The following is a 12,913-nucleotide window of genomic DNA, read 5'->3' on the forward strand; positions in this document are numbered from 1 at the left end:
TTGATTACTTTTTTGTGAATTTGTGTAAAATAACCGTGCTCGGCATAAGGTCGCCTATTGTACCATGAGTGGCAACATAGAGTGGTACTGGAAGCTTGATAATTATAATGGAATGTCATGAAGAAATTAGCGCTAATTTTGAGTCTTTTAGCCAGCTGCTCAGTATGGGCTCAAGGTAGTATTGAAGCTGGTAAAGCCAAATCACAAACATGTGTTGCCTGCCACGGTGCTGACGGCAACAGTCTGATCACTCAGTACCCTAAGCTGGCTGGTCAACATGAGAAGTATCTAGAAAAGCAGTTAAAAGAGCTTAAACTAGGTATGACAAGTGGTGGTAAGCAAGGTCGTTACGAACCTGTAATGGGTGCAATGGCGATGCCTTTATCTGAAGAAGATATGGCTGACCTAGCGGCATACTACGCCTCTCTACCTATCTCTAGTAACTCTACTCCTGAAAATGTAGTAGATGAAGGTAAGGTTCTTTACACTGCGGGTAATGCAGAACGCGGCGTAACGGCGTGTATTGCTTGTCACGGCCCTCGTGGTAATGGTACCGAACTTTCTGGTTTCCCTAAGATTTCAGGTCAGCACGCAGATTACATCAAGGCTCAACTTGAAAAATTCCGCGATGGTGACCGTAATAACGACATGAATGCGATGATGCGTGATGTAGCTAAAAAGTTAACAGACGCTGATATTGATACCTTATCGAAGTACGTTGGTGGTTTACACTAATTTGTCGGTTTCTTGCTCTTAGCCAGAGTAAAGGAATGTACGTTCGAGCGAGATTGAAGAGACGCCCCGATCAGTAATGGTCGGGGCGTTTTCTTTTGCATTGGTTTTATTAATGCATTTTGCATTTATGTCTGATTTATCAATGTGTGATCGATTTGTGTACAAAAGTGTGAAGTCGCACTCTTGTAGTCTTTTTGTAACACGGTAAAGTAACCGCCATCAGCTAGGAGCTGACTTAGATATGGATGATCATCTAGTCTAACGGTATAGACAGAAATGGATCAGGCTAGGACAGCCCAGCAACAAGGTGTTAGAAAAGGATAGCCAAAACTCATCAGGACGATGAACAACAAACAAATTTGGCATGGAAAGCACCAATAACAAATGGAGATTTGTGTACCAAGTTGAGTATGCAAATTTTGGCCGATATAGGCAGATTTAGAGAGCGATAGGTTTTCCTATCGCTTTTTTTATTGATTTGATGAAAAAACACCCAATACCTCTCCACTATAAACTCAGTTTCTGGTATGTTTCGCATCCCTGTTTAAGGATGTGCTATGTATACTTGTCCCTTATGCCATCACCAAGGCGTGAATCACTATTTTGAAGACAAACGCAGAGCCTATCTGCAGTGTCAGCAATGTGAACTGGTATTTGTTAAACCTGAACAAAGGTTAGAAGCAAAAGAAGAAAAAGCACACTATGATCTCCATGAGAACGATCCTAGTGATGCAGGCTATCGCCGCTTTTTATCTCGCATCGCGGATCCACTAACAGACAAAATTTCATCTAACTCACAAGGGTTGGATTTTGGTTGTGGCCCAGGCCCTACGCTATCTATTATGTTAGAAGAAGCCGGACACACCATGGAGTTGTACGATATCTATTACCACCCAGATACCTCTGTGTTGGAAAAAACGTATGACTTTATGACTGCCACGGAGGTGATAGAGCATCTTTATCACCCAGACAAAGTGTGGCAGCAATGGTTGAATTTAGTTAAACCCAAGGGCTGGATTGGTCTTATGACTAAGCTAGTAATAGACGTAGACGCGTTTGCTGGTTGGCACTACAAGAATGACCCGACACATGTCGTCTTCTTTAGTCGTCAAACATTCCAGTTTTTGGCAGAGCGGGATAAGCTCGAACTAGAATTTTTTGGAAATGATGTAATTTTACTGAGGAAAGTGCAGTAATGGGTCGTAGTAAGAAATCAAGAAAGCCGGGAGCACTTGGTGCTCCGGAGCCTATGGTTACTCGTAACCGTAGTGAATCTGATGTTGAAGGTCGTGAACGTAAGCGTGTTAAAAAGCGTAAAGGCCTTAAGTCTGGCAGCCGCCACTCAGATGGTAGCGAAGCAAAACAGCGTAAAGCTGCACAAGCTCGTGATCCACGTTTAGGCAGCAAGAAAAAAATCCCGCTGATCGTTGAACCAGCGAAGAAGCCGACTAAACAAGAGCGCAAGCTGTCTAACGAACAAGAGTTAGAAATGCTTGAGAATGATGCTCAACTGAACACATTGCTAGATCGTATCGAAAATGGTGAGAACCTAGGTGCTGGTCTACAGAAGTTTGTTGATGAGAAACTTGATCGTATCGAACACCTAATGGGCCGCTTAGGTCTACTAGAGCCAGAAGACGATGAAGAAGAGATCTTCGAAGAAGCACAGGTTGCATCTAAGAAGAAAGCGAGCTCTGACGAAGACTTGCTATCTCAATTCGAAGATTTCGATTTAGACAGCTTTAAAGGTTAATAGCCAATGAACGTAACCTTATTAGCAATTGCTGGTGGAATTATCATTCTCGGCTTGGGCTCTTACGCAGGTTACCTTCTACTTCAAGTGAAGAAGCAGACGGAGTTGCAAAAGCAGCATCAAGCACTAGCCATTGAAAAACGTAACGCGACGATTTACGAAAACGTAAATACTTTGTGCTTAGCGGGCATTCAAGGGCAATGTGACTTACCTGAGATCAGTATCCGAGTGTGTATCATTATGGATAATGTTCAGGGTGATGAGCGTGTCGATTTTGATTCTGAGTATCCTGCTATTTCTGAGTTGTACCATATCGTAAAAGATATGGCTCGCGGAGATGCAAGACAGGAACTGACGAAGAAAGAACGCATGCAGCAGAATCTCACACGCCATAAGGCAGAGACTCGCTTGAATGATGCGGTCATTGAAGATCTGAAAAGGTTGCAAGAGAAGGTTAAGCCTCTCAACAACCAAATCAACATTCAGATGATCTAGTCGCTAAGACTTTTAAAATAGAGGCTTGTTTAATACAGAGTGTTCTTGAGTTGTGCGGTTGTTGAGACATATAGTTTTGTTGAGACATATAGTTTTAATACGCCTTGTTCTTAAGACAGCTTATCTTTATAGATAGTGTTAAATGAGCCTTCTTACCTTTTGCGTCTCGTTAATCCCGACGCTTTGTTAGTGATCAAGCTAGCAGTTCTGAGTTTTTGTCTGAAAAATTGATTTTGTCTTAGAACGACCTTACTGGTCGTGTGGCAAAATAACCCGTCTATATTTTAATGTATGTAAAATGATTTGAGAGACCTTAGGTTCTCGCGGATCTAAATTGGAAATACCGCTATGTCGAGCAAGCCAGTAACAACGAATCAGCAAATCGTTTGGGATCAAGAGATCTTAAACAAGTACAACTATTCGGGACCTCGTTACACCTCATACCCAACTGCGTTGGAGTTTCATGAAGCGTTTACCGTCGCTGATTACGACATGGCGTGTACTCAATATCCTGAGCGTCCACTCTCTCTTTACGTGCATATCCCATTCTGTCACAAGCTTTGTTATTACTGTGGTTGTAATAAAGTCATTACTCGTCACTCGCATAAAGCGGATGAGTACCTTGATGTGATCGAACATGAAATCCGCCAGCGCGCCTCTTTATTGAATGGTCGTGAAGTGACTCAATTGCACTTCGGTGGTGGTACGCCAACGTTTTTGACCAAAACACAAATCACTCGCTTGATGATGATTCTGCGTGAGGAATTTAACTTCACCGCTGACGCTGAGATCAGTATTGAAGTTGACCCGCGTGAGATTGAGCTAGACGTACTTGATCACCTGCGTAATGAAGGCTTCAACCGTTTGAGTATTGGTGTACAAGACTTCAATAAAGAAGTGCAGAAGTTGGTTAACCGTGAGCAAGATGAAGAGTTCATCATTGCGATGGTTCAACGTGCGAAAGAATTAGGTTTCCGCTCAACTAACCTTGATTTGATTTACGGCCTACCGAAGCAGACTCAAGCTTTGTTCGCTGAAACATTGAAGCAAGTGCTGGAGATGAAACCGGGTCGTTTATCGGTATTTAACTACGCACACATGCCTCAGTTGTTTGCTGCTCAGCGTAAGATTAAAGACGAAGACCTACCGGAAGCGAAAGAGAAAATGGCGATCTTACAAGATACCATCGAAACGCTAACGGGTGCGGGTTACCAGTTCATCGGTATGGACCACTTTGCTCTACCTGAAGATGAGCTAGCGGTTGCCCAGCGTGAGGGCATTCTGCATCGTAACTTCCAAGGCTACACCACTCAAGGTGAAGCTGACCTAATTGGTTTCGGTGTTTCTGCGATCTCTATGGTGGGTGATGCTTACGCGCAAAACCAAAAAGAGTTGAAGAAGTACTACGCTCAGGTGAATGATTTGCGTCATGCACTTTGGAAAGGTGTGGCACTAGACAGTGATGACCTTCTACGCCGTGAAGTGATCAAGCAGCTTATCTGTAACTTCAAGCTTGATAAAACCATGATCGAGTCTGAGTTCTCGGTTAACTTTAATCGCTACTTCAAAGAAGATTTAGAGCTTCTACAAACCTTCATCAACGATGATTTAGTTGAAGTCGATGACAAAGAAATCCGCGTTACGCTGCGTGGCCGTTTGCTGATCCGTAACATCTGTATGTGCTTTGACAAGTATTTACGCGCTAAGGCTCGCCAGCAGCAATTCTCTCGCGTTATCTAATCGCTCGATAGAGAACAGAAACATAAAAAATGCCAGCATCATGCTGGCATTTTTATATCTGACTCATTCGATTTCTGCCTGACTAGGTGAGGCTCTCAGTGGTATTTTGTTTGACCTTGGCACTTTGCTTGGAGTTGCTGAGGTCGGTAGGCCATTGGTCAAACGGAACTGGACGGCTGTATAAGAATCCTTGAGCAAGCGGGCAGTGTAGTTGCTTGAGTAATTCTGCCTGTTGCTGTGTTTCAACGCCTTCGGCCACCAAGCTTACTTTGAAACCCTTAGTGATGTTAACGATGGCCGCGACGATGGAGCTGTCTAGGTTCTCTTTTTCTAGCTTGCTAACGAAGCTACGATCGATTTTCAGGCAATCAAATGGCAGCTTTTGCAGATAGGCTAGGGAAGAGTAGCCAGTACCAAAATCATCAATTGCGATTGAGACCCCTAATGCTTTTAGTGTCAGCATGTTATCGATGATGGTCGGGTCGTTGTCGACGATGCGTGATTCGGTGATCTCTAGTGTCAGGTTGCTTGCTGGCAGCTTTGTGTCTCGCAACGTGCCTTTTACTTGTTCAACAAAGCCACTTTCGCTTAGCTGATCGACCGATAGATTTACGTGAATCGAGAAATCTTTGCTCCACTTTCCTGACTCAATCGCGATGGCGGTATCTCGACACGACTTATGCAGAATTTGTTTTCCGATATCGTAAATGAGCCCGCTCTCTTCCGCGAGAGGAATGAACTCGAGTGGCGAGATCACCCCTTCATCGGTTATCCAGCGAGCTAAAGCTTCAGCTCCAATAGTTGACCCGGATTCCAGATCAATAATAGGCTGGTAAAACGGTTCGAACTGCTGAAGCTCAATCGCTCGATTCATCCGCGCTAGCATCTTGGTTCGATGTCTTGATGCTTTGCCCATTTCAGGGCTATAAATACTGACATTGGTTTTGTATTGTTTCGCATTGCTCAATGCAATACTGCTGCTGCGTAACAGTAGTGTGATGTCGTGGAGATTCGAGACCTTCACTATCCCCATCGATACCTTAATCACCACGCTCTCCGATTCCATTGAAAATGGGGAAGCGAAGGTTTGAAGTAAGCGATTAGTCAGGAGCTGAACATCATCGCTTTGCGTAACGTTTGGCGCATAGATGGCAAACTCATCACCACCAGTACGAGCCAGCAGGTATTCGGATGGCAGTGTGCCTCTTAAGCGTGCGGCCGAAATGATAAGCAGCTGATCACCATTGTAATGACCTAGGCTGTCATTGATGTCTCGGAAGCGATCAATACCAATCAAATACAGCGTGCCTTTTTCGTTGTCAGGATGTTTCTTGGCAGCGTCAATAAAGCCTTCACGACTGTATAGCTTAGTTAATGAGTCATAGGTAACCTGAGACTGTAACGCGTGAAACGAGGCCTTTAAGTTGTTGGTCATTTCATTGAATGACTCCACCAACATGCTAGTTTCATAGATATGACCCATCTTTGGCATGCTCGTGTCCCAATCGCCCTTAGCAAGGCGTTTTGCTGCATCCGCTGTCGAGGTTATCGGTTGGGTTACACGATTAAAGGCAATTAATCCTGCAATGACCCCAAGGCAACTCAGTGCCAGCCCGAGCAACCAACTGTTTCTTTGATTTTCTGGCAATTCACCGAGCAGATTACTTTCAGGGATCGACACCCCAATAAACCACGTGAGGCCGTGCTCATCTTCGTAAGGGGTGATTTGGTTGAAGTAGCGTTCGTTGTCTAGGCGGAAGCTAAAGCGCTGCTCGCCCAAATTATCGATTAGGTGGAATTGGTCTACGTAACTGGCGCTTTCACGTATGACGGGGTTAGCACTCTCTGTTGCGAGGAGACGTTGGCCCTTGTGGGTTTTTCCTGTGCCCCATGAAACGACACTGCCTCCGCCTGAATGCGCGACTAAGCGTTGCTGTTTATCGATGATGTAAACAGAGGCATCCGTTCTATCTTTGAGCTTTCGGAGAAATGCATTGAAGGTATTGATCTTGATGTCGCTGACTACGACGGCTTTGAATTCGTTATCATCATAGATAGGCGCGAGAGCAGATAAGGTGATTTCTTGGCGCTCGTCAGCATTGGCATAAATTGGTGACCATAACGGTTTTTTCTGTGTCGCAACGGGTGTGTACCAAGGACGGATTCTTGGATCGTAACCTGAAATTACCGAGCGAATGTCTTCACTGATCTTACTGCCACGGTAAATGACCAACTGATCATTGGTGCGTTCGTCTTGCACCATCAAGGTGTAGCCTTTATTGGCTTCTTTGCGGAAACCGACGTAGTTACCATCTTCAGAACCAAAGCCGATAACATCGAGTTGAGGTACAGCAGTGTAATGGTCTGAAAACGTATAAAAAATATAGTCTTGGACCTTGCTGAGATTACCCGCTTGATAAAGGTGGTGGTAGCCGATGTTATGGCTGAGCGAGAGGTTCGCATGAAATGGCTTTTCTAAAAAATTAGACAGGCTTTGATGAACATTATCAGTCAGTGATGTTAGTTGGCGTGCACTAACATCACTCACCATCTCTTTGTAGCTTAGCTTTTGAGTGAAAACCATTACGCCCATAGTGAACAGAAAAATCATCACGAATGGCAGAACCACTGCGGTTCTCAAAGTAATTTGTGTTTTCAAAGACATCTTTAGCTACAACTTTGGTGAATAGTGTACTGTAATTGTACCGACACTATTCAAACCAAGCGACACTTTTTTGGTTAAAAAGTAGCTGCATCGAAAATAATATAAGGTCTAGTACAGTTCTTTGAGTTTACGAGTTAGGGTATTTCTTCCCCATCCCAAAACCTTAGCTGCATCCTGTTTATGACCATTAGTATGGTTGAGTGCAGCCTCTAGCAGTATACGTTCAAACTCTGGCAGAGCATAAGTCAGCAGCTCTTTTTCTCCTGAATCAAGCGCACACTTTGCCCAATTGGCGAGCAGTTGTTGCCAGTTATCTCCAGTTCCTGAGGTTGTCACCACTTTTTCTTCCAACAGCTCTGGTGGCAGGTCTGAAGGGAGAATTTCGCTGCCGCTCGCCATCACGGTGAGCCAACGACAAATATTCTCAAGCTGACGCACGTTACCCGGCCAATTGAGTTGGTTGAGTTTCAAAATGGTTTCAGGATGCAGTGTTTTCACTTCAACACCGAGCTCTTCGGCGGCAGATGCTAGGAAGTGGTGAGTCAGCTTTTCAATGTCTTGTTTACGTTCGCGCAGCGCTGGGATATGGATTCGGATAACGTTGAGGCGGTGGAAAAGGTCTTCACGGAAGTCACCTTCATGTACCAAGCGCTCAAGATCTTGGTGGGTTGCCGCAACGATACGCACGTCAACCTTAACCGCAGAGTGTCCACCTACGCGATAGAATTGGCCATCAGAAAGTACACGTAACAAGCGAGTCTGAATATCGAGTGGCATGTCGCCGATCTCATCAAGAAATAGTGTGCCGCCGTTGGCTTGTTCGAAACGTCCTTGGCGAACGCTGTTGGCTCCGGTAAAGGCGCCTTTCTCGTGGCCAAACAGTTCAGACTCGATCAGATCTTTGGGGATCGCTGCCATGTTCAAAGCAATGAAGGGTTTCTTGGCTCTTGGGCTATGACGATGCAGCGCGTGGGCAACCAGCTCTTTACCCGTACCCGATTCACCATTGATCAGCACGGATATCGATGAGCGAGACAAACGGCCAATAGCTCGGAAAACCTCCTGCATCGCAGGTGCTTCGCCGATGATTTCTGGCGCATTGGTGTCTTCAGCGACTTCACTGGCTTGCTCGCGTTTCTGTTCTTGGCTGTGCGCAATCGCTCGTTCTACGAGAGTCAATGTCTCATCAATGTCGAACGGCTTTGGTAGATACTCAAAGGCGCCTTTTTGATAAGCATTCACCGCAGCATCGAGGTCTGAGTGCGCGGTCATGATGATTACGGGCAGGTCGGGAGAGCGTTGATGAACCTGATGCAACAGCTCAATCCCGTCAATGCCGGGCATACGAATATCAGACACCAATACGTCAGGAGTCTCGCGTTCAAGCGCAAGTAATACGCTCTCAGCATCAGCAAATGTTTCACACTTTATATCCGCAGATGAAAGTGTTTTCTCTACTACCCAGCGGATAGAACTGTCGTCATCGACGACCCAAACGTATCCCTTACTCATAATTCAATTCCTTTGCAGCCAAATCTATTGTGATAATCATTGTTGTTTTTATGATGTCTTAATCTTTGTGTACCGAGCTAAGCATTTCATCTTGGTGTCCAGTCGCGAGATTTGCGACCTAAATCGGTAGGTAAATCGTGAATGTGGTGTTACCTGGCCAACTTTCAACATCAATTTTTCCGTTGTGCTGATCGATCAGGTTTTGAGATATCGATAACCCTAAGCCTGTGCCACCCTCTCGTCCGCTAACCATTGGGTAAAAAAGCGTGTCTTTTAAATCATCGGGGATGCCTGGGCCGTTATCGCTGATCTCAATGCGTGCAGCGAGTTTGTGTCGCTGACCATGAATGTTGGCTTGATGCACCGTTCTGGTGCGAATGGTAATTTTGCCCGAATCTTGTGCCTTTAAAATCTGCGCCGCATTGCTCACGATATTGAGCATCGCCTGTTCAACCTGCGCTGAGTCCATCACTATTGGTGGCAGGCTTGGATCGTAGTCTCGCTCAATCGCCAGTGTGGATCCGGATTCGAGCTCGACCAACTGCCTTACTTTTTCAAGTATCTGGTGAAGGTTCTCTTCTGACTTGGTTCCCGGCTTCTGTGGACCAAGCAGACGGTCGACCAAGGCTCTTAAGCGGTCGGCTTGTTCAATAATGATCTGGGTGTATTCATTCAAAGATTGATCAGGGAGCATCTTGCCAAGTAATTGCGCCGCTCCTCTTAAGCCGCCTAGTGGGTTCTTTATCTCATGAGCTAATCCACGCACCAGCAGCTTAGCCGCTTGCTGTTGTGCGTGTTGGTTAAGCTCTTGGCTGAGGCGTCTTTGCTGGTCTATTTTTCGCATCTCAACCAATAACAGCGTCTCTCGCTGCCAAGAGATTGGGCTAACTGTTACCTCAAGCATCAGTGGGCGGTTATCAACCACAAAGGTCACGTCACTGTCGGTAATGCTCTGGCCACTTTGTAGCGGTTGCGTTAGCAGTGCCAAATCCAATGAGGCGTGTTGGATAAGTTGGCTTAGTGGATGATCAACGATGCGTCGTGCGCTCTGCGAAAAGAGCTGTTCAGCTGCCGGATTGGCGTATCGCACATACAATTGCTCATCGAGCATCAATGTCGAAGTCACCATATTGTCGAGAATGGCGCTGGAAAGATGATGTGTATCTATGCTGTCGCTTTTGGCTGATCGATTCACTATTTCGTCCTTGAACTGGTGTTTTTCTCACTGCACCAAAATGGTGCGTAGCTAAGTTCAAGTATGGCGCATATCAACCAGAAGCTAAAGATAATTCATTAGAGTCGCTGAAAGCTGCTTCGATTAGGTGAAAAGTAGAGGTTATTTAGTCTCTTTTAACACATTGGCCTACTTGAGCGTCGCTCGATGTAAATACACGGTGACTGGACTAGTAGATGCAATAAGCTTGCCGCTTCTATGTGCTTGAATTGCAATGGTGTGAGTACCTCGATCGATACCTTTTAATTCCCAGTTAGGTTGGGTTTGAGGAGCGCCATAACGACGGCCATCGAGCATTAATTGCAGCTGCTCTCCAATACCAAGTTTTCGGTTGAGCTCTATCTGAACCGGGATTAACCCACGGTTGCTACGAATCGTTTGGTCATGAACTGGAGTCAACATAGCGAGTACTAATTGAGTGGGAACCTCGCGCTCAGTGGTTTCTGTTTCTGCCTGAGTTTTAGCTGCCGTTGCCGTTTTAGTTGTAGACGAAGCAGCGGCGTTAACCGGAGTCGAGGCCTCAAATTTAGGAGCGGGTGCTGCAGCTTGCACATCTGGCAGGCGAAGGGCCTCGGCATCTTGAGCGCTAGGGTTATCACTAAAGTGGAGCACGCCTTCTTCATCTACCCAGGTATACACTGTTTGAGCTGAGCATGAGAGTGCGACTGTTAACCCGATCAGGAACAGTATATTTTTCATATCTTTAGCCTCTTTTTCACCGTTAGATGATTTCACGTTTGGCGTTGGTTTTATTGTATTTCGCGCGACAGCCTCTGAGGGCTTTTGTCTAAGGTATGTTACGAGGAGGGGAGCGTCGAGAGAATATAAAAAAGGCCCGCCTGCGAGGCGAGCCTAATATTTAGTCAGCGATTCTTACAAGGTTGCAGTAAGAAATAGCTTATCTCTACTGGAGATTAAACTGAGTAGTACAGTTCAAACTCAAGTGGGTGTGTAGCCATGTTCACGCGTTGTACGTCGTCAGATTTCAGAGTGATGTAAGAATCGATGAAGTCGTCAGAGAATACGCCGCCAGCTGTTAGGAACTCACGGTCTTCGCTAAGCGCTGCTAGAGCTTCTTGTAGAGATTCTGCAACTGTTGGGATTTCAGCTGCTTCTTCTGCAGGAAGGTCGTATAGATCTTTATCCATAGCTTCGCCTGGGTGAATCTTGTTCTTGATGCCGTCAAGGCCAGCCATAAGCATTGCTGAGTAGCATAGGTATGGGTTAGCTGCTGGGTCACCAAAACGTAGTTCGATACGACGTGCTTTAGGGCTTGGTACTACTGGGATACGGATAGAAGCAGAACGGTTACGTGCTGAGTAAGCAAGCATTACAGGTGCTTCGAAACCAGGTACAAGACGCTTGTACGAGTTAGTTGATGGGTTAGCAAACGCGTTGATTGCACGAGCGTGCTTGATTACACCACCGATGTAGTAAAGAGCCATTTCAGATAGGCCGCCGTACTTATCACCAGCAAACAGGTTAACACCGTCTTTTGCTAGAGATTGGTGAACGTGCATACCAGAACCGTTATCACCAACTAGTGGCTTAGGCATGAATGTCGCTGTTTTACCAAATGCGTGAGCAACGTTGTGTACAACGTACTTGTAGATTTGAGTTTCATCAGCTTTCGCTGTTAGCGTGTTGAAGCGAGTAGCGATTTCGTTTTGACCCGCAGTTGCTACTTCGTGGTGGTGAGCTTCAACTACTAGGCCCATCTCTTCCATTACTAGACACATTGCTGAACGGATGTCTTGAGATGAATCTACAGGAGCTACTGGGAAGTAACCGCCTTTAACGCCAGGACGGTGACCTTTGTTACCACCTTCGAATTCAGTACCTGTGTTCCAAGCTGCTTCTACGTCGTCGATCTTGAAGAAAGAACCAGACATGTCGTTTGAGAACTTAACGTCATCAAATAGGAAGAACTCTGGCTCTGGACCAACTAGAACTGTGTCTGCGATACCTGTAGAACGTAGGTACTCTTCAGAACGTTTAGCGATAGAGCGTGGGTCACGGTCGTAGCCTTGCATTGTTGCAGGCTCAAGAATGTCACAACGGATGTTTAGTGTTGCGTCTTCTGTGAATGGGTCCAGTACAGCAGATGCTGCGTCTGGCATCATTACCATGTCAGATTCGTTAATGCCTTTCCAACCAGCTACTGAAGAGCCGTCAAACATTTTGCCTTCTTCGAAGAAGTCTGCATCAACTTGGTGAGAAGGAATAGAGATATGCTGCTCTTTACCTTTTGTATCAGTAAAACGTAAGTCGATAAATTTAACTTCGTTCTCTTGGATCAGGGATAGTACATTTTCTACTGACATCTTGGATAACCTCCAGTGTTATTAATTCGGTATTAGCTCGATTCGGTTGAAACTAGCATTGATTAATGTCTCTAAGTGCATTAATCGATGCTGATTTATCTATAGCCAAAAACGTGCCAAAAAAATTATTCCATTAATTTCAATGATTTACTTGTTTTTTGATTTTGCTTAATCTGGTTTTTGCACCAAAATGATCTTTAGTTGCACCTTGTTGGTGCAGTGGTTTATCTGTGCACCAATATGAGACATAAGCGAGCACCATTCAGCAATGAATTGCCTAAGTTGTCAATCCACTTTTTTTATTTTGCGGGAGATTTGGCTCGCCACTCGCAGGTGATGCTTTTTTAGAGTCCTACGAATTTGGCTGCTCAACACTGTACTGAATCAAAGTTAAGCGGATATGAATCGCTAATAAAGAAAAAAGCCCCGGTTCAGATCACATATTTCTGGGTTTT

Annotated in this window: 10 protein-coding genes; 5 read left to right on the plus strand and 5 right to left on the minus strand. The window is 45.3% G+C overall.

The genetic code is table 11. From position 1 onward, the window contains the following. Positions 1-117 precede the first annotated feature (117 nt). The 5 genes from BCV39_RS09725 to hemN all read left to right on the plus strand — a co-directional run bounded on the left by BCV39_RS09725 (position 118) and on the right by hemN (position 4,723). Positions 118-735 carry a c-type cytochrome gene (locus BCV39_RS09725; protein WP_012602993.1) on the plus strand — a complete coding sequence of 206 codons (618 nt, stop codon included), beginning with the start codon at positions 118-120 and terminating at the stop codon, positions 733-735. A 557-nt stretch (positions 736-1,292) separates the two neighbouring features. After that, positions 1,293-1,931 carry a class I SAM-dependent methyltransferase gene (locus tag BCV39_RS09730; protein ID WP_048612436.1) on the plus strand — a complete coding sequence of 213 codons (639 nt, stop codon included), beginning with the start codon at positions 1,293-1,295 and terminating at the stop codon, positions 1,929-1,931. Further along, a complete protein-coding gene (yihI, locus tag BCV39_RS09735) occupies positions 1,931-2,488 on the plus strand; it encodes a Der GTPase-activating protein YihI (RefSeq protein WP_102432208.1) in 558 nt (185 codons plus the stop codon). Before BCV39_RS09730 ends, yihI begins: the two co-directional genes overlap by 1 nt. 6 nt (positions 2,489-2,494) lie before the next feature. Next, entirely contained in the window at positions 2,495-2,983 is a 489-nt protein-coding gene (locus BCV39_RS09740; protein ID WP_102432207.1) for a DUF2489 domain-containing protein, read from the plus strand. A 348-nt stretch (positions 2,984-3,331) separates the two neighbouring features. Continuing rightward, positions 3,332-4,723 (plus strand): oxygen-independent coproporphyrinogen III oxidase, encoded by a 1,392-nt coding sequence (gene hemN, locus BCV39_RS09745; protein WP_048663047.1) that lies wholly within the window; start codon positions 3,332-3,334, stop codon positions 4,721-4,723. 82 nt (positions 4,724-4,805) lie between these two features. Here the strand turns inward: hemN and BCV39_RS09750 are convergent, their stop codons facing one another. From BCV39_RS09750 to glnA, 5 genes are all read right to left on the minus strand, one after another. Further along, positions 4,806-7,388: a GGDEF and EAL domain-containing protein gene (locus tag BCV39_RS09750; RefSeq protein ID WP_102432206.1), complete on the minus strand. Its 2,583-nt coding sequence runs from the start codon at positions 7,386-7,388 to the stop codon at positions 4,806-4,808. Positions 7,389-7,496: 108 nt separating this feature from the next. Further along, a complete protein-coding gene (gene glnG, locus BCV39_RS09755) occupies positions 7,497-8,900 on the minus strand; it encodes a nitrogen regulation protein NR(I) (protein WP_048661285.1) in 1,404 nt (467 codons plus the stop codon). A 118-nt stretch (positions 8,901-9,018) separates the two neighbouring features. Then, the gene (glnL, locus tag BCV39_RS09760) at positions 9,019-10,095 is read right to left on the minus strand and encodes a nitrogen regulation protein NR(II) (RefSeq protein WP_048663049.1); all 1,077 of its coding nucleotides are present in this window, start codon (positions 10,093-10,095) and stop codon (positions 9,019-9,021) included. A 168-nt stretch (positions 10,096-10,263) separates the two neighbouring features. After that, entirely contained in the window at positions 10,264-10,833 is a 570-nt protein-coding gene (locus BCV39_RS09765; protein WP_102432205.1) for a DUF4124 domain-containing protein, read from the minus strand. 215 nt (positions 10,834-11,048) lie between these two features. Beyond that, positions 11,049-12,458, minus strand: a complete 1,410-nt coding sequence (glnA, locus tag BCV39_RS09770; RefSeq protein ID WP_048661288.1) for a glutamate--ammonia ligase — start codon at positions 12,456-12,458, stop codon at positions 11,049-11,051. Between the last annotated feature and the right edge of the window lie 455 nt (positions 12,459-12,913).

The organism is Vibrio sp. 10N.286.55.E10 (assembly GCF_002872555.1).
Classification (GTDB): Bacteria; Pseudomonadota; Gammaproteobacteria; order Enterobacterales; family Vibrionaceae; genus Vibrio; species Vibrio crassostreae.

Excerpts from the sequence above, each read along its gene's own strand:
- hemN (WP_048663047.1), top strand. The coding sequence starts at position 3,332 with ATGTCGAGCAAGCCAGTAACAACGAATCAGCAAATCGTTTGGGATCAA.
- BCV39_RS09730 (WP_048612436.1), top strand. The coding sequence starts at position 1,293 with ATGTATACTTGTCCCTTATGCCATCACCAAGGCGTGAATCACTATTTT.
- glnG (WP_048661285.1), bottom strand. The coding sequence starts at position 8,900 with ATGAGTAAGGGATACGTTTGGGTCGTCGATGACGACAGTTCTATCCGC.
- glnA (WP_048661288.1), bottom strand. The coding sequence starts at position 12,458 with ATGTCAGTAGAAAATGTACTATCCCTGATCCAAGAGAACGAAGTTAAA.
- BCV39_RS09740 (WP_102432207.1), top strand. The coding sequence starts at position 2,495 with ATGAACGTAACCTTATTAGCAATTGCTGGTGGAATTATCATTCTCGGC.
- BCV39_RS09725 (WP_012602993.1), top strand. The coding sequence starts at position 118 with ATGAAGAAATTAGCGCTAATTTTGAGTCTTTTAGCCAGCTGCTCAGTA.
- yihI (WP_102432208.1), top strand. The coding sequence starts at position 1,931 with ATGGGTCGTAGTAAGAAATCAAGAAAGCCGGGAGCACTTGGTGCTCCG.
- BCV39_RS09765 (WP_102432205.1), bottom strand. The coding sequence starts at position 10,833 with ATGAAAAATATACTGTTCCTGATCGGGTTAACAGTCGCACTCTCATGC.
- BCV39_RS09750 (WP_102432206.1), bottom strand. The coding sequence starts at position 7,388 with ATGTCTTTGAAAACACAAATTACTTTGAGAACCGCAGTGGTTCTGCCA.